The organism is Chlorobium sp. N1 (assembly GCF_004332115.1).
GTDB lineage: Bacteria > Bacteroidota > Chlorobiia > Chlorobiales > Chlorobiaceae > Chlorobium.
This window is the reverse complement of sequence record NZ_SJPA01000005.1, coordinates 120,766-137,175: the sequence shown is the minus strand read 5'-3', so window position 1 is coordinate 137,175 and position 16,410 is coordinate 120,766. Positions and strand designations below refer to the sequence as shown.

Below are 16,410 nucleotides of genomic sequence, written 5' to 3'. Positions count from 1 at the left end.
GGTTATTTTCCTCCCTTTTTCTTTTCGAGCGCATTGTTCAGGGCGATGATGGCGCCGAGGCCTGCGAAGGCGCCCGGAGGCAGCGCGAAGACGAGCACGGTCGAGGCGTCCTCGCCGACGACCGGGATGTTGAAGATGGTGCCGGCTCCGAGGACCTCGCGGATGGCCGAGAGGAGCAGGAGGGCGAGCGTGAAGCCGATGCCCATGCCGATGGCGTCGATGACCGAATACCAGACTCCGGAGCGGCTGGCGAAGGCTTCGGCGCGGCCGAGTATCATGCAGTTGACGACGATCAAGGGGATGAAGATGCCGAGCGCCTGGTTGAGCTCGGGCGAGAACGCCTTGATGAGCATGTCGACGATCGTGACGAAGGTCGCGATGATGAGGACGAACGACGGGATGCGTACCGTGTCCGGGATCATCTTCGAGGTAAGGGAGATGACGACGTTCGAGCCGAGCAGCACGAAGGTGGTCGCCAGGCCCATGCCGAGTCCGTTGATGGCGGTCGTCGTGACGGCCAGGACGGGGCAGAGGCCGAGGAGCATCTTCGTCACGGGGTTTTCCCTGACGAAGCCCCTGGTCAGTATGTTGAGCGCTTCATTCATTTGGCAGCAGGGTTAGGATATTGCTTGTTGATCAGTTCGAGTCCCGAGTGGACGGCGTCGGTGATGGCCCGCGAGGATATGGTCGCAGCGGTGAGCTGGTCGACCCAGCCTCCGTCCTTCTTCACCCTCCAGTCGTAGCCCTCGAGGGTCTTGCCGCTGAACTGCTGCTTGAACTTCGGCTTGTCGATCTTGTCGCCGAGTCCGGGCGTTTCCATGTGGGCAAGGACCTTGTAGTCGATGATGGTATGTTCCGGGGTGACTCCGAGCAGCACCTCGATGTGTCCGCTGTAGCCCTTCTCTGTGGAACACTTCACCGCCAGGCCGCGCAGCGCGCCTTCGGCGTCGTAGGCTTCGAAGAAGGCGGTGCCTTCAGCCGGCACGGTTGCCAGGCTGTCGATCTGGAACGGAAAGATCTGCTCGATGGCCTTCCGCTCCATTTCTTCTTTCGCTTTGGCGATCGGCTCGCGCGTGAAGTCGTCCATGGTGGCCAGGAGCGCGGCGCTCAGAAGGCCTATGATGGTAAGGATGATGACAGGTCTCATGCTGTTTTCGGGGACTGTTGTTTCTTGGCCTTGATGTCGTTCAGATCCCAGCTGTCGAGCAGCGGAACCAGCGAGTTCATGATCAGGATCGCGAAGGAGACGCCTTCGGGATAGCCGCCCCAGAGCCTGATGACGGCGGTCAGAAGTCCGCCGCCGACGCCGAAGAGGATCTGGCCGCGGAGGGAGAGGGGACTTGTGACCATGTCTGTGGCCATGAAGAATGCTCCGAGAATCAGGCCCCCGGTGAGAAGATGGAAGATCGGGTCGGCATAGTTTGCCGGATCGATCGCCCATGCGATGCCGACGAGGGCAAGCGTGGAGCCGATGAAGGTAAGCGGAATGGTCAGCGTGATGTAGCGCTTGTAGAAGAGCCATGCGGCGCCGAGGAGCAGCGCTGCAGCCGATGTCTCACCGAGGCTTCCGCCGGTACGGCCGAGCAGCGCGTCCATGTAGCTGAACCCCTGAAGTGCTGCGATCCCGTCGGTCTTCAGGATGCCGAGCGGCGAGGCGGCCGTCTGCATGTCGACGGAGAGCGGTACGGGCCAGCTCGTCATGGCGACCGGGAAGGAGATGAGCAGGAACACCCTGGCGACGAGCGCAGGGTTGAAGATGTTGAAGCCGAGGCCTCCGAAGAGGTGCTTGGTGACGACGATGGCCACGAACGAGCCGATGACGACCATCCAGAGGGGCAGGCCCGAGGGGACGTTCAGGGCGAGCAGGAGGCCGGTCACGACGGCGCTGCCGTCGAAGCAGGAGTCGGGCTTCTTCCGGATCCGGTCGGTCATCCACTCGAAGGCGATCGACGATGCGATGGCCGTCAGGGTCACGAGCAGCGCGGGGATGCCGAAATAGTAGACGGAGAGGACGGTCGCCGGCAGGAGCGCCAGGGCGACGTTGTACATCACCGATTCTATCGAGTCCTTGGAGCGCACGAAGGGCGCGTAGGATACTTTGAGTTTCAATGGTTCCATTGTGGCTTGTCTAGGGGGCGGTTAAGCGGTTTTGCGTTGACGGCGGTTGTTCAGGAGCGCCTTTGCGTACTTGATCCAGTGGACGAGCTCGCGGCCCGACGGGCACTGGTAGGAGCAGCTGCCGCACTCGGTGCAGTTGGCCAGGCCGTAGGTTTCGGCGTCCTCCAGGCGGCGGAACTCGGCTTCGGTCGCCAGAAGCCAGGGCTCGAGCCCCTGGGGGCAGCCGCTGATGCACTTGCCGCAGCGGATGCAGGTGCGCTCCCGCGAGGAGGCGAGCAGGGTGTTGTTGATGAAGAGGATGCCGGAGGTGGTCTTGGTGACGGGTACCTCGAGCGTGAACTGCGAGCGTCCCATCATCGGTCCGCCGGTGATGACCTGGTTGGTCTTCTCCGTCATGCTGCCGGCGAACAGGGCGATGTCGCTGAAGCGGGTGCCGATGATCGCCCTGATGTTCTTGGCGGTTTTAACCTCCATGCCCGATACTGTCACGATGCGATCGACGAGCGGCTTCTGCATGGTGACGGCTTCATAGACCGCAAGCGCGGTGCCGACGTTCTGCACGAGGCAGCCTTTGTCGAAGGGGAGCTGGCCCTCCTCGATGGTGCGGCCGGTGATGGCGTTGATGAGCTGCTTTTCGGCGCCCTGCGGATACTTGGTCTCGAGCGTGACGATCTCGATGCCCCTGCCTTTCGAGGCGGCTTCGAGCGCACTCACGGCATCGGGCTTGTTGGATTCGATGCCGATGTAGGACTTTGCCTTGCCCTCGAAGAGGGAGGCGATGATTGCAAGGCCTTCGACGATGCCCCCGGCCGACTCGAGCATGAGCCGGTGGTCGGCGGTCAGGAACGGCTCGCACTCCGCGCCGTTGAGGATGATGGTGTCGATCGTCTTGTCCTTGGGGGGGGAAAGCTTCACCGAGGTCGGGAACCCGGCGCCACCCATGCCGACGATGCCGGCCTCCTTGATCCGCCTGAGGATCTCCTCCTTCGACAGCGCCTTCCAGTCTTCGGCCGGCGTGTTGCAGCCCTCTATCCACTCGTCCCTGCCGTCGGTGGTGATGACGACCGTCATCGAATAGTTGCCACCCGGGTGCGGGGCGTTCTTGACCGCCTTGACCTTGCCGCTCGTCGAGGCGTGCACGTTGGCCGAGATGAACCCGTCGGCCTGGCCGATCAGCTGGCCTTTCTTGACCTCGTCGCCGACCTTGACGAGAGGCTTGGCGGGCTTTCCGAGATGCTGGCTCATCGATATGGCCACCTCTGCGGGCAGCGGCATCGTTTCGATCGCCTTCGATGCGGTGAGCTTGTATTCGGGAGGGTGGATGCCTCCAACCGTGAATGTCTTCATCTATGAGGCTTGTTTGGTTTTCAGGGTGTCGTTGTGCCGGACGATGCAGTTGACCTTCGTCGGGCAGACCTCGATGCATTTGCCGCACGAGGTGCATTTCTCCTGGTCGATCTTGGCCACGAAGTTCTCGATGACGATCGCGTTCTCCGGGCACACCTTCACGCACTTCTGGCAGGCGATGCAGCCGGCGTCGCAGGCGCGCTTGGTGTCGGCGCCCCGGTCGTGCGAGTTGCAGGCGACGAAAATCCGCTCCGCCTTCTTCTCCTGCATGACGAGCACGCCGGTGGGGCAGGCCGGGATGCAGGCTGCGCATCCGGTGCAGAGCTCTTCGTCGATGACGATGAGCCCGTCTTCGATGCGCATGGCGTTGAAGTCGCACCAGGCGATGCAGGAACCGAGCCCGATACAGGAGTGGCGGCACTGCTTGGGGCCCGCGTAAGCCTGGGTGGCCGCCCAGCAGTCCTGGATGCCGACGTACTCGGCCGACGGGCGGGCGATGTCGTGGGTTCCCTGGCAGAGGACGGCGCAGACGACCGGTTTGGGTTCGGCCATCTCGATGCCGAGGGCGTCACCGAGCTTGGCTGCAAGTTCGCTTCCTCCGACCGGGCAGGTCATGGAGGTGTCCTTCGTGCGGACCAGCTCTTCGGCGAACTGGTTGCAGCTCGGGTAGGCGCAGGCGCCGCAGTTGACGCCCGGAAGAATCCCGTTGATGATCGAGACCATCGGATCTTCGGCGACATAGAACTTCTTGGAGACGAAATAGATGATGACGCCGAGCAGGAGGGCAAGGGTGCCGAGGCTCGTGACGGCGGCTATGAAGGATTCGTTCAGCATTGGCTTCTCTTATAAGGCGGCATACTGCTATGCCGGTTGATACATCATCCGGTACTCGCGGCCCGTTGCGGGGGTATTCCTCTTCAGGCCGCAACACGTGTGCGGGTATTAAAAATACAGATCTATAAGGTACGGCATTTCCCCCTTAAATAAAAGTGCCGGGCGGGAGAATGCCGTTTGTCAGCCCTCTCTCGGGGGCCTTGGCACCACCCGAACGATGCGGTGGTAGGTTTTGTCCCTGAGCAGGACTTTCAGCAGCAGCAGCGTGAGGACCAGGACGCCGCCTCCCGCGGCGGCCGACTGCAGGAGCGGCAGCTCGAAGCCGGCGGCGGCGACGAGCGAGGCAATGAATGTCGCCAGAGGGATGACGAAGAGGATGAGGGCCGCCTTGAGTTCTGCATGCGGGTCGATTTCGATCTCGACGATGCTCCCTTTCGGCGCCCGGGCGTCGTTGCGCGCCAGGATCGTCTCCTGCTTCGTTCCGGACGCACCGCCTCCGGCCGCGCTGCAGAATCCGCAGTGCGGCCCCTTCCTGGCCTCGTCCTCGCAGACGACGGTGATCTCGGCAAGCCTGCCCTTCAGCCCGTGGACCTTTGCGTACAACGCCATATCCCGCTCAGCCGAGTCCGTTGCGGCTGAAGATGACGTCGACGCTGCTTTTCAGCTTCTTGAGAATGTTCTCGATGCTGAAGAGCTCGCGGACCTCGTCGGCGCTGATGTGGCGGAGCAGTTCCTCGTCCCTGAGGACCAGCTCGCGCAGGTGTGTCTTCGTCGACCAGCTCTCCATGGCGTTGCGCTGCACGAGCCGGTAGGCCTCCTCGCGGGTGAGCCCTTTGGCGGTGAGGGCGAGCAGGAGCGTCTGGGAGGTGGTCAGCCCGTAGGAGGTGTTGAAGTTCTCCTCCATGCGCTCGGGATAGACGAGGAGGGTCTCGAGCGAATCACTGAAGGTGCGGAGCATATAGCAGAGCGCGATGGTCGAATCCGGCATGATGATGCGCTCGACCGAGGAGTGGGAGATGTCGCGCTCGTGCCAGAGGGCGACGTTCTCCATGGCGGCGACGGAGTTCGAGCGGACCACGCGGGCCAGGCCCGTGAGGCGCTCGAAGGTGATGGGGTTGCGCTTGTGCGGCATGGCGGAGCTGCCCTTCTGCCCCTTGCTGAAGAACTCCTCGGCCTCGCGGACCTCGGTGCGCTGCAGGTGGCGGAGCTCGACGGAGAACTTCTCGATCGACGAGGCTGCGATGGCCATGGCCGTGGCGAACTCGGCGTGGCGGTCGCGCTGGAGGATCTGGGTCGAAATGGACGAGGGCTCGAGGCCGAGCTTGCGGCAGACGGCGGCTTCGATCGTGGGGGGAAGGTGCTGGTAGGTGCCGACCGCTCCGGAGATCTTGCCGACCGAGACGGCGGCGACCGCCCGTTTCATGCGTTCGAGGTTGCGTTTCATCTCCTCGTGCCAGAGCAGGAGCTTGAGGCCGAAGGTGGTCGGTTCGGCATGGATGCCGTGGGTGCGGCCCATTTCGACGGTATACTTGAACTCGACGGCCCGTTTTGCCATCACTTCGATGAGCCGCTCCATGTCCCGGACGAGGATCGCGCCGGCGTCGCGCATCTGCATGGCCAGGCAGGTGTCGACGACGTCGGAGGAGGTCAGCCCTTCGTGCACGTAGCGGGAGTCGGGGCCGACGTAGCCGGCGACGTTGGTGAGGAAGGCGATGACGTCGTGCTTGGTCTCTTTTTCTATCTCAAGGATCTCTTCGACCTTGAAGGCGGCTTTCTTCTTGATGGTCTCAAGCGCTTCGGCCGGCACGATGCCGGCTTCCATGCGGGCTTCTACGGCTGCGATCTCGAGCTGGAGCCAGCGCTGGAACTTTGCTTCGTCCGTCCAGATCGCCGACATGTCCTTGGGGGAGTAACGAGGTATCAAGGGTGTGCTGTTTTGATGTTCAGGAAAAGGTGCAATATAAGCAAGTCGGGGCTCATTTCCCCCCGTCGGGGCCGGTTCCCCCCTTCATGCGGCGGTAGGCCTCCCTGACGAACTCAAGCGCCGCTTCGCGTTCGTAGGGGATCGTGCCCTCGACGACGGCGTTCTCCATCTCCTTTTTGATCATGCCGACCGTTCGGCCCTCCGGGAGGCCGAGCTCCTGCATGATCTCGAGACCGTCGATCGGGGGGCGCCACTTGGCGAGCAGGTCCTTTTCTCCGACCTCCTCGATCTTCCTCTCGACGTTCGTGAAGTTCCGCATGATGCGCTCTACCTTCTTCGGGTTCTTGCTCGTCACGTCGGCCCGGCAGAGCGTCATCAGGTCCTGCAGGTCCTCGCCCGCGTCGAACATGAGCCGCCGAACGGCCGAATCGGTGATCTCGCTCTTCGAGAGGGGGATGGGGCGGTGGTGCATGCGGATCATCTTCTGCACGTAGGTGAGCCGCTCCTGCGGCCAGCGCATCTGGCGGAAGATCCTGGCGGCAGTGCGGACTCCCACGGCGTCGTGGCCGTGGAAGGTCCATCCGGCCTTCTTCGTGAAGCGTTTCGTCTGCGGCTTGGCGACGTCGTGCAGGAGTGCGGCGATGCGCAGCCACAGGTTCCCGGTGACCCGGGCGACGTTGTCGACCACCTGGAAGGTGTGGTAGAGGGTATCCTTGTGTCCGAGCCCGTCGACCTGTTCGATGCCGGCCATCTCCCGCGATTCCGGCAGGATCTCGCCGAGGACTCCGGTTTCGTGCAGGAGGATGAGCCCGACGGAGGGGCGCGGGGCCTGCATGATTTTGAGGAACTCGTGACTGATCCTCTCTTTCGAGACGATCCCGATCCTTTCGTGCATGGCCTGCATGGCCCGGGTCGCCTCTTCGACGGGAGTAAAGTCGAGCTGGGCGGCGAAGCGCGCCGTGCGCATCATGCGCAGCGGATCGTCGGAGTAGGTCTGCAGGGGGTCGAGCGGCGTGCGCAGGATTTTTTTCTCGAGGTCCAAAAGTCCGCCGTGCTGGTCGATGATGGTGCCGCGTCCTTCGCGGTTGAGCACGAGCGCGAGGGCGTTGATGGTGAAGTCGCGCCTCGAGAGGTCGTCTTCGAGCGTGCCGGTCAGGGTGATGGGCTTGCGCGATTCGGGGTTGTAGGACTCCTTGCGGGCGCCGACGAGTTCGAGCTTGAAGGGCATTTTGTCGGGACCGTCGAGCTCGAGCTGTGCGGTGCGGAACCGCTCGAAAAGCACGAAGTGCCTTCCCCGGAGCTCTTTCTGGATGGTTTTGGCGAACGGGACGGGATCGCCGATCACCATGATGTCGATGTCGGTGCACTCCCGCTGCATCAGCATGTCGCGGACGTATCCTCCGACCAGGTAGCAGCCGATGCCGCTACGGTCGGCGATGTCGCCGATCCGGAAAAGTATTTCGGGTACCGCGCTCGTCATCTCCTTCAGTCCTCCAGTCCTCCCTCGGCTTTGCGAAGTGCCTCGGTGCTTGCCCGGATCTCTTCTGCGATGCGCGCGGCGACCATGATGGCCCGCCGGCCGTCGAGCGAGCTGACGCTCACCGTCTCTTCCCCCCGGGCGGCGGCGATGAAGTGCAGGAGCTCGTCTTTCAGGGCGTTGACCTTCGGAGGGTCGGGGTGGATGTAGTCGAGCACGAGCCCCTGCATCGACTCCTGGATCTCTCCGAACGATTCGAGGATTTTCTTTGCGGCGAAGCTTTTGATCGGGTTTTTCGTGGATGCCTCCTCGGGCCTGACCAGGCGGAAGACTTCGGATTTGCCGGTCGTCAGGTCGAGCGAGGCGTAGCTTTTCGGGTTGGTACCGAAGAAGCGCAGCTTGCGGCTGCGGCTCCGGCTGAGCCGGCTTGCGGTGACGTTGGCCGTCGCTCCGTTCATGAAGTCGATGCGGGCGGTGGCCATGTCGAGTTCGTTGGAGAAGACACGCACGCCCGAGGCCGAGATGCGGCGGATGTCGGAGTCGATGAGCGAGAGGACGAGGTCGATGTCGTGGATCATGAGGTCGAGGACCACCGAGACGTCGGTGACGCGGCGCGAGAACCCGCTCAGTCGTTCGGCCTGGATATACATGGGCCGGCCGATGTGGGCTTCGACGGCGCGCAGCGCGGGGTTGAATCGCTCGATATGGCCGACCTGGATCGTCACCCCGTGCTCCTTCTCGAGCCCGATGAGCTCGTCGGCCTCTTCGACCGTGGTGGTGATGGGCTTTTCGATGAACAGGTGCAGGCCTTTCCGGAGCAGGTCCCGGGCGATTGCGAAGTGGGAGCTCGTCGTCGTCGCGATGACGGCGGCGTCGCAGGCTTCCGCAAGCGCGTCGATCGAGTCGAAGTGGCCGACCCCGTATCGGGCGGCAATCTCTGCGGCCCTTGCCGCATCGAGGTCGAAGACGCCGGCGCAGGTGACTGCCGGCTGTTCCCGGGCTATTTCAGCCAGCAGTTTCGTGTGGAATTCGCCGAGCTTGCCGACGCCGATGACTCCGATTTTCATGTCGTTCTCCTCTGTTCGTTCAGGCCGCACCGGACTCGGGGGCCACCTCTTCGGTGTCGAGCGCCTCGATCCGGTACTTGAATAGGTCAAGTGCGATAAGCGTGCCGGCGATCGTCAGTACGCCGGCGACGATGTAGGGGGCATGGAAGTCCATGCCGTACAGGATGCTGCCGCTGAAGGGTCCCATGATGCGGGCGAAGGAGTTCACCGACTGGGAGATACCGAGTATCTGGCCCTGCTGCTGCTTGTAGCTGTAGAGGGAGATCATGGAGAGGTTGATCGGCGCGACGAGGCTCGTTCCGACGGCAAAGAAGAACAGGATCAACAGGCCGACGGTGAAAAGGGAGTCCTTCGGTGCGAAGGGGACGAAAAAGACCCCGATGAAGGTGAAGACGTGGCCCCAGAGGAAGAGCTTGTGCTCGCCGAGCTTCCTGATGAGCTGGCGGATGAGCCCGCCCTGGACGATGACGGAGAAGAGTCCGACGTAGGCGAAGATGTAGCCGATGCCCTGGTCGGTCGCCATGAAGTACTCCTTCCAGAGCAGGATCGAGGCCACCTGCATGTTGACGATGGCGAAGGTGAAGAGGTAGTTGGCCACCATCAGCATGGCCAGCGGTCGGGAGCTGAATGCGAGTTTCAGGCCGTCGACGTACTCCCTTGCCTTCTCCTGCAGCGTCGGAGCGGCCTGCTTTGCGCCATTCGGGGACTTCGGCCTGAAGAGCTTGAGCTTGACGGCATTCTTGTTGGACTCGGGCAGCAGGAAGAGCGCGAGCAGGAAGTCGATCGCGATGAGGGCGGCCGAAACGTATCCGACCATCCCGATGCCGGTGACCTGGTAGCCGAGGAAGACGCCGCTTTCGTCGAAGGTGTGCTTGAGCAGGCCGCCGATCAGCGGACCGATGATGAAGCCGATGCCGAAAGCCGCGCCGATCATGCCCATGGCGCCCGAACGGCTCTTGCTGTCGGTCACGTCGGTGATGTAGGCCTGGGCTGCGGCGATGTTGGCCGAGCCGATGCCCGAGAGGCCTCGCGAGAAGATGAGGAGCGCAATGGTGCCCGCCTGTGAGAAGACCAGGTAGGAGATCGCGGTGATGAAGATGCTGATGAGCATGACCGGACGGCGTCCGATACGGTCGCTCAGCTTTCCCCAGAGCGGGGAGAAGATGAACTGCATGATGGAGAAGATCGCCGCGATGAAGCCGATCATGAACGGGCTCGCCCCGAGGTCCTTCGCATAGGTCGGCAGAAGAGGCAGTACGATCCCGAACCCGATCAGGTCGAGCATGACGGTCAGGAGCAGGATGAACAGGGGAGACTTCTTCATGCAGGCGGCGCGTTTTGTTCAGCTGAAGGCCCCGGCGGAGGGCTGAAGGGCGAAAGATACGAAAATTGACGCCGATTCGATACGGCACCCCCCATTAAAATCAGCGCCCGCCGTCCCCTTCCGGGTAGAGGAGCCGGTGCATGCCCGCGACGCCTTCGAGGACTCTCGGCCCCGGGCGGAGGAAGAGGCTGTTGTCGAAGCCGTCGTAGACCCTTCCGGACTTGACCGCCCGAAGGTGCTGCCATCCGGGTCGCTTCATGAGGTCTGAGGCTGCGGAGGTCTCCCTGGCCATGTACATGCAGGCGATGACCTCCGGGTCCTGCCTGATCACCCACTCCTGGGAGATTTCGAAGTACTCCTTGTCGACGACGTCGCCGATGTTGCGCCCTCCGGCGCACTCGATGAGGGCGGAGGTGTAGCTGCCTTTTCCGCCCGTCCAGTAGGGATCGTCCCAGATCTCGAGGTAGACGCCGGGGCGCGTGTGCTTCTTTCGGGCCATCCGCCGGTAACGCTCGAGGCCCTCTTCGATCGCCGTGGCGAGGCTGTCGGCCCTGCGCTCCCTGCCGGCAAGCTTTCCGAGGCGGCGCAGGGCGGCGGGGATCTCCTCGGGCGTCTTGCAGCTGAGGGATTCGCGGCGGATGCCGAGCGACTCGATCCTTTCTCCCATCTTCTCGTCTGCGAGGTCCACGTCGATGGCCAGGTCGGGGTGGATCGAGGCCAGCATTTCGAGGGAGGGCCGGCCGAACGCTCCGGTGACCCGGACCTGTGCGGCCTCCTCCGGATAGTCGCAGGCGCTCGTGCGTCCGACGACCTGCTCTCCGGCGCCGATGGCGAAGAGCATTTCCGTCACGCTCGGCGCGAGACTGACGATCGAGGGGCGGCCGGATGCAGGGGCTTCGCTGCCGCCCTGTTGCGGGGAGCATGCCAGAAGGACGGCCATGAGGCCCAGGATGGGGCCGGCGGCGATTCTTGCCATAAGGGAGCGGTGCTGGCGCATATGGGGCAGGCTTGGGTGGATGGTTTGAGGTACCCTGGGGGAAAAACAGAGTAGAAAGGTACGCACGCAAACCGCCAAAGCCAATAACGCCGGATACTTTTTCCGTCGATTCATCGTTATCTTTCAAGGCAGTGGCCTGCTGCAGGGAACCCACCACCGTCCATGCCTATGAACGAGCAGATCTCTTTTTCATTCGTTGCCGTCTACTTCAGCGGAGGGCTGGCGCTGTTCCTTTTCGGTATCCGCCTTCTCAGCCGGGGCCTCCAGAAGGCTTCGGGGGAGCGGGTACGGGCGCTGATATCGAGGATCGCCGACCGGCCCCTGCCCGGCCTTCTTTCCGGCGCCTTGGCCACAATGGTGGTGCAGAGCAGCAGCACCATCATCGCCACCCTCATCGGCCTCGTGCAGTCGCGCCTCATGACCTTCAGCCAGTCCCTGGCGGTGATTCTCGGGGCGGAGATCGGAACCACCGCCATGGCGCAGCTGATCGCCTTCCGCCTGCACGACTATGCGCTCGTGATCTTCACGGCAGGGTTCCTTCTCCACACCGTCCCGAAGCGCGAGCCGCTGCGGGTCGCCGGCGAGGCGATTTCCGGCTTCGGCCTTCTCTTTTTCGGCCTGGGCCTCATGTCGCAGGCGGTGGCCCCGCTCCAGCACTTCGCCCCGTTCCTCGCTCTCCTCTCATGGCTCCGCAATCCGCTCGCCGGCATCATGGCCGGCCTGCTGCTCACTGCCCTCATGCAGAGCAGCGGCGCTTTCATCGGCATCGTCATCACGCTCGCATCGCAGGGCTCCATCGAGCTTGAGGCGGCTATCCCGCTCCTGCTCGGAGCCAACATGGGTACCTGCATCACGGCGGTCCTGGCCGGCACGGGGATGCTCCGGCCGGCCCGCAGGGTGGCGCTCGCCCAGGTGCTCTTCAATGTCGCAGGCATCGCGATCTTCGTGCTCTTCATCCCGCAGTTCTCTTCGCTCGTGCGCCTGGTGACGGCTTCCGGGGACCTTTCCCGCCAGGTCGCAAACGCGCACTCCATCTACAACGTCTTCATGGCGCTGCTGTTCCTGCCCGCGCTTCCGCTTTTCGAGCGCCTGCTCTACCGGCTCTATCCCGACGACCCGATGGAGATCCGCCAGCAGCCCTCTGTCTGGTACCTTGAGGAGTCGGCGCTTTCGACGCCAGCAGTCGCCCTCAGTTACGCCCGTTCCGAGATCGTACGCATGGCGCGCATCGCCTCACGCATGGTCTGCGCCGCCATGAAACCGTTCGCCGGGGAGGGCGGAGGACGCGACGAGGTGTTCCCGAACCTCTCGGTCGTCGGCGGAATGAGGATGCGCGAAGAGAAGATGGACTTCCTCGAGAAGCAGGTTTCAGTCTACCTCGTCAAGCTCAGCCGCAGCGCCCTCACCGAGGCGCAGTCGAAGGAGGTGTTCCTGCTGATGGAGGTGGTCAAGCAGCTCGAGTCGCTCGGCGACGTGATCGAAGGGCTCTCCCGGAAACTCTTGCGGAGGGAGGAGGGTCCGGCTTCGGCGCTCAGCGCGGTTGGCCGGGAGGAGCTGCTCCGGCTGCATGCGTTCGTCTGCTCCGAATCGCGCCGGCTCGCCGATATCCTCCAGACCCTCGACGGGCGTGAGGCGGCCGATCTCATCGGCCGGGATCCGGAGTTCCGCCGGCTGGTACGCCAGGCCGGGGCATCCCATCTCGAGCGTGTCCGGAGCAACCCCGCCTCGGAGCGGACGCACGACCTCCACATGGAGCTCGTCGACGTTCTCGAACAGGTCCACCACTACTGCAAGGCAGTCTGTTTTGCCCTCATCGCGCCCTCATTGAGAGCGTGATTCGGGACTACTGCATTTTTCTTGGTACGGGGTTTGCGACGGGCTCCTCTTTTTCTTATTCTGGTTTTCAGAACCTGCGGTGCCCGTCATTGATGATGAATGGCGGGTTAAAAGGGAACCCGGTGAGAATCCGGGACAGTATCCGCTGCTGTGATCCCACCCCTTCTTTATGAGGGAACGCGGTTCCTGCTCCACAGCCACTGTTCCACCGCGAAGGGGACGGGAAGGCCGCAGGAACCCGGGAAAGTCAGAAGAGCCGCCGCAGAGTGCATCTCGTGAACGATTCGGGCTAAAGCAGCCATTCCGTCATGAAGAAGAACTCCGTACACCCCGGAGGGGCCGCAGCCTCCCGAACGGGCCTCAAAGCCTTCGTTTCCCGGATTTTCATCTCCATACTCCATCGACTCTTCCCGGCACTCAGGGCCGCCGAATTCCTTGCGCCTCGATCGGTCGACGTGTTCAGTACGAGCCGGCAGCGGCTCTTCACGAGCCCGCGCATGGCGCGAGCCATCCTGCAGCACCGGCGCCCGGAAGCCTGCATGGCCGCGGGCGGACAGGATCGGCCGGCCGATCCCCTCTGGGATCCGTTCGGCTACGGCTATCCGCAGTCGCTGAACTGAAAGGATTGACTGGCGTCATCTGTTCTCGTATATTCAATCCTCGAGGCACTCTCTCTTGTACTGCAGAAGTGCCTGTGTATATCGCAGCATCCAGGAACACGGTTCGAATCCGTGGCGGTCCCGCCGCTGTAACCGGGGACTGAACCTGCACGTGATCCCTTCGGGGATGGTCACTGTTCCGGCAAACCGGAGCGGGAAGGCCTGCAGGGGAGGAGTGATCCGGGAGCCAGAAGACCTGCTGTGAGGGTACGTTACATATCGGGGTGTCCGCAACAGGATATCCCTGGGAGAATCCCGATGGAAAAGGGCTTCGCCCCATCTTTCAAAAAAAGGTGGGACGAAGTCCTTTTTGCATTTCGGACGGACGGTATCCATGCTTCTGAAACTGAAAAATCCAGCAGGAATGAAAGCGCTCGTGCTCAATGGGGTGAAATCCTTCTCTCTGCTCGATCGTCCGCTACCGGTTCCGGGCGAGGGCGAAGTGCTCATGCGGGTTGCGGCTGCCGCCATCTGCAGGACCGATGCGAAGATGTGGGCTAGTGGCCATCGGGACCTGGTGCTGCCCCGTATCCTCGGCCATGAAGTCGTCGGGTCTCTCCGGGAAGATCCTGGACGGCTTTACGCGGTATGGCCGGGAACGGCCTGCGGAAACTGCAGCGCCTGCCGGCAGGGGAGGCAGAATCTCTGCAGGGAAATGCGCATAACCGGGTTCCACCGCGACGGCGGATTCGCCGGGTTCATGGCGGTTCCCCGCACGAGCCTCGTCGCTGTTCCGGACGGACTCCCGGCTTCGACGGCAGCGCTTGCCGAGCCGCTCGCCTGCGCGGTGCACGCCGTCCGGCAGGCCGCCATCGCCTCGGGCGAAAGGGTGCTGATCTATGGGGGCGGCACCCTGGGGCACCTGCTTGGGCTCGCCTGTGCCGAGCGTGGCGCCCGGGTGGGGATGATCGATCCCGATAAAGAAAAGCTCCATCGGGGCCGTGGGTTAAGGCTGCGGCGGGGCATCTCGGTAGAAGATCATTCCGGCGCGGATGCCGGGCAGGTCGACGTCGCACTCAACGCAACCTCATCGCCCGATGCCTTCATGGCTGGTGTCGGGCGGCTTAAGCCGGGCGGAAGGTTCTGCCTGTTCAGCGGTCTCGGGGGCGCGGCCGGAGATATGCACCGCCTCATCGACGAACTCCACTATCGCGAACTTCTCTTCGTCGGTTCTTACGGATGTACCGCCGAGGACATGCGGGAGGCGCTGCGGCTTCTCTCGAAGTCCGGCGATGACCTCCGCTTCCTGATAGAGCGCACGATAGCGCTCGACGAGGTGCCTTCGGCAATGGAGAGGGTGCTTGCAGGGAAAGGGTTCCGGCTGGTCGTCGCCTGAGGCATCTCCGCCGGAGAGTGGATATCAACGTTATGCAACCATTCCGGAGCGGCGTTTGGGGCTCCGGTGCAAAAGAAAAGGGAGAAACAGCTGTGCAGAATGAACAGGAACTGCGGAAGTTCGGAGGATTGGTCACGGCGATTGCCGCGGGCCATACCATGACGCGTGAGGAGGCATGCGAAGCCTACCGGCAGGTGATCCTCGACCTGCAGCCGGAGCTTCAGCAGGGGGCATTCCTCTCGGCCCACCTGATGCGCAACCCGACGAGTGCCGAGCTGTCCGGCGCCTGGGACGCGCTCGACCGGTACGATACGGCGAAAATCGAGGTTGATCTCGAGGGCCCGGTATGCGACATCGTCGGCACCGGTTCCGACCGGCTGAAAACGCTGAACTGCTCCAGCCCTGCCGCCCTCATTGCGGCCGCGTGCGGTCTTCCGGTCGCCAAAAAGGGGGCCCGGCTCGTGACCGGCGTATCGGGTGCTTCCGATATTTTCGAGTCGCTGGGCATCGATCTCGACCACCCGCTGGAGCGGGCCGCCATGAGCCTGCAGCATGCCGGCATATGCTACCTGCCGGGAGAGGCCTTCCTGAAATCGGGCTGGGCGCGGCTCATCCGAAGCATGCGCTTCACCTCGGCGTTCAATATCCTCGGGCCCCTCACCCGCCCCTGTTCCCGGAACAACTGTGCGGTCATCGGGGCCTATTCGCCGGAAGTGTCGCTGCAGATGGTTGAAATCCTGGCTGAAATAGGCATGGAGAGGGCGCTCTCTCCCTACGGCACGGCCCGGGGGCATGATCCCGAATACGGCATCGATGAATATTCGCTCTCAGGGCCGACACGGGTGGTCGAGCTGCGTCACGGCTCGATCAGCGTGCATGAAGTCACCCCTGAGGATTTCGGGCTGAAAACCCGGCCGTTCGAGGCGATCGCAAGCCGCTCGAGCGCGGCCGAAAACGCCGCGGTGGTCATGGATGTCCTGGAAGGGCGGCTCGGCGGTGCGCCGGCCGATTTCTTCAGCATGAACGCGGCCGCAGCGCTCTACGCCTCCGGCATTGCCTCGACCTACCGCCATGGTGCCGACATGGCGAGGGAGGCTCTCGAAACGGGCGCGGCACTCGAGAAATTCGAGGCCATGCGCCAGTACCAGGGTCGAGGCGCCCTCGCGGGCGTCTGACCCGGAAGGGTGATTTCCCTTCCGGGCGGGAATGGAAATCACTTGGTTTCTGCGTGGAAATTCATTATCTCCAGAAAAGAGATTCTGTTCTTTCTTATGCATCTGGTGCCGGCATGAAAGCCGGAGAATAGGGAAGTACGCGCAATTCGTACACTGTACCCGCAACTGTAGCGCGGTTCGCCGAGACGTTCGGCGTGCCACTGCGGCTGTCCGCCAGGACAGCTGTGGGAAGGCACGGCGAGTTATGGGCCGCCAAAGTCAGGAGACCTGCCAGGATGCATTCGCAATAGTAGATCGGACTACGGCGTATGGTCCG

15 protein-coding genes and 3 riboswitches are annotated in these 16,410 nt (G+C 63.1%); of the genes, 4 read left to right on the top strand and 11 right to left on the bottom strand.

What is annotated here, in order from left to right; all coding sequences use genetic code 11:
* Positions 1–2: 2 nt before the first annotated feature.
* The 11 genes from E0L29_RS08060 to E0L29_RS08010 all read right to left on the bottom strand — a co-directional run bounded on the left by E0L29_RS08060 (position 3) and on the right by E0L29_RS08010 (position 11,088).
* Positions 3–605: an electron transport complex subunit E gene (locus E0L29_RS08060; protein ID WP_131357422.1), complete on the bottom strand. Its 603-nt coding sequence runs from the start codon at positions 603–605 to the stop codon at positions 3–5.
* Positions 602–1,147, bottom strand: a complete 546-nt coding sequence (locus E0L29_RS08055) for an RnfABCDGE type electron transport complex subunit G (protein WP_131357419.1) — start codon at positions 1,145–1,147, stop codon at positions 602–604. Before E0L29_RS08055 ends, E0L29_RS08060 begins: the two co-directional genes overlap by 4 nt.
* The gene (locus E0L29_RS08050) at positions 1,144–2,118 is read right to left on the bottom strand and encodes an RnfABCDGE type electron transport complex subunit D (RefSeq protein WP_131357416.1); all 975 of its coding nucleotides are present in this window, start codon (positions 2,116–2,118) and stop codon (positions 1,144–1,146) included. The genes E0L29_RS08055 and E0L29_RS08050 overlap by 4 nt, the downstream gene beginning before the upstream one ends.
* Before the next feature lie 21 nt (positions 2,119–2,139).
* Positions 2,140–3,465 carry an electron transport complex subunit RsxC gene (gene rsxC / locus E0L29_RS08045; RefSeq protein ID WP_131357413.1) on the bottom strand — a complete coding sequence of 442 codons (1,326 nt, stop codon included), beginning with the start codon at positions 3,463–3,465 and terminating at the stop codon, positions 2,140–2,142.
* On the bottom strand, positions 3,466–4,299 hold the full coding sequence (locus E0L29_RS08040; RefSeq protein ID WP_131357410.1) for a Fe-S cluster domain-containing protein: 834 nt from the start codon (positions 4,297–4,299) through the stop codon (positions 3,466–3,468).
* Between the two features lie 180 nt (positions 4,300–4,479).
* Entirely contained in the window at positions 4,480–4,908 is a 429-nt protein-coding gene (locus E0L29_RS08035) for a SoxR reducing system RseC family protein (protein WP_242664328.1), read from the bottom strand.
* 7 nt (positions 4,909–4,915) lie between these two features.
* Entirely contained in the window at positions 4,916–6,223 is a 1,308-nt protein-coding gene (gene purB, locus E0L29_RS08030) for an adenylosuccinate lyase (RefSeq protein ID WP_131357407.1), read from the bottom strand.
* Positions 6,224–6,275: 52 nt separating this feature from the next.
* Positions 6,276–7,703, bottom strand: a complete 1,428-nt coding sequence (locus E0L29_RS08025) for a CCA tRNA nucleotidyltransferase (protein WP_131357404.1) — start codon at positions 7,701–7,703, stop codon at positions 6,276–6,278.
* Between the two features lie 5 nt (positions 7,704–7,708).
* Positions 7,709–8,767, bottom strand: a complete 1,059-nt coding sequence (locus tag E0L29_RS08020; protein WP_131357401.1) for a Gfo/Idh/MocA family oxidoreductase — start codon at positions 8,765–8,767, stop codon at positions 7,709–7,711.
* 19 nt (positions 8,768–8,786) lie between these two features.
* The gene (locus E0L29_RS08015) at positions 8,787–10,091 is read right to left on the bottom strand and encodes an MFS transporter (RefSeq protein ID WP_131357398.1); all 1,305 of its coding nucleotides are present in this window, start codon (positions 10,089–10,091) and stop codon (positions 8,787–8,789) included.
* Between the two features lie 100 nt (positions 10,092–10,191).
* Positions 10,192–11,088 carry a cobalamin-binding protein gene (locus E0L29_RS08010; protein ID WP_131357395.1) on the bottom strand — a complete coding sequence of 299 codons (897 nt, stop codon included), beginning with the start codon at positions 11,086–11,088 and terminating at the stop codon, positions 10,192–10,194.
* Between the two features lie 162 nt (positions 11,089–11,250).
* On the opposite strand from E0L29_RS08010, the gene E0L29_RS08005 reads away from it, so the two are divergent.
* From E0L29_RS08005 to trpD, 4 genes are all read left to right on the top strand, one after another.
* Positions 11,251–12,924: a Na/Pi cotransporter family protein gene (locus E0L29_RS08005; RefSeq protein ID WP_347564595.1), complete on the top strand. Its 1,674-nt coding sequence runs from the start codon at positions 11,251–11,253 to the stop codon at positions 12,922–12,924.
* A gap of 60 nt (positions 12,925–12,984) precedes the next feature.
* Positions 12,985–13,203: riboswitch (cobalamin riboswitch) on the top strand.
* A 29-nt stretch (positions 13,204–13,232) separates the two neighbouring features.
* Positions 13,233–13,544, top strand: a complete 312-nt coding sequence (locus E0L29_RS08000) for a hypothetical protein (protein ID WP_131357392.1) — start codon at positions 13,233–13,235, stop codon at positions 13,542–13,544.
* A 49-nt stretch (positions 13,545–13,593) separates the two neighbouring features.
* A riboswitch (cobalamin riboswitch) is annotated at positions 13,594–13,802 on the top strand.
* Positions 13,803–13,947: 145 nt separating this feature from the next.
* On the top strand, positions 13,948–14,919 hold the full coding sequence (locus E0L29_RS07995) for an alcohol dehydrogenase catalytic domain-containing protein (protein WP_131357389.1): 972 nt from the start codon (positions 13,948–13,950) through the stop codon (positions 14,917–14,919).
* Positions 14,920–15,011: 92 nt separating this feature from the next.
* Positions 15,012–16,094: an anthranilate phosphoribosyltransferase gene (trpD, locus tag E0L29_RS07990; protein WP_131357386.1), complete on the top strand. Its 1,083-nt coding sequence runs from the start codon at positions 15,012–15,014 to the stop codon at positions 16,092–16,094.
* A gap of 86 nt (positions 16,095–16,180) precedes the next feature.
* Positions 16,181–16,384, top strand: a riboswitch (cobalamin riboswitch).
* Positions 16,385–16,410: the final 26 nt, after the last annotated feature.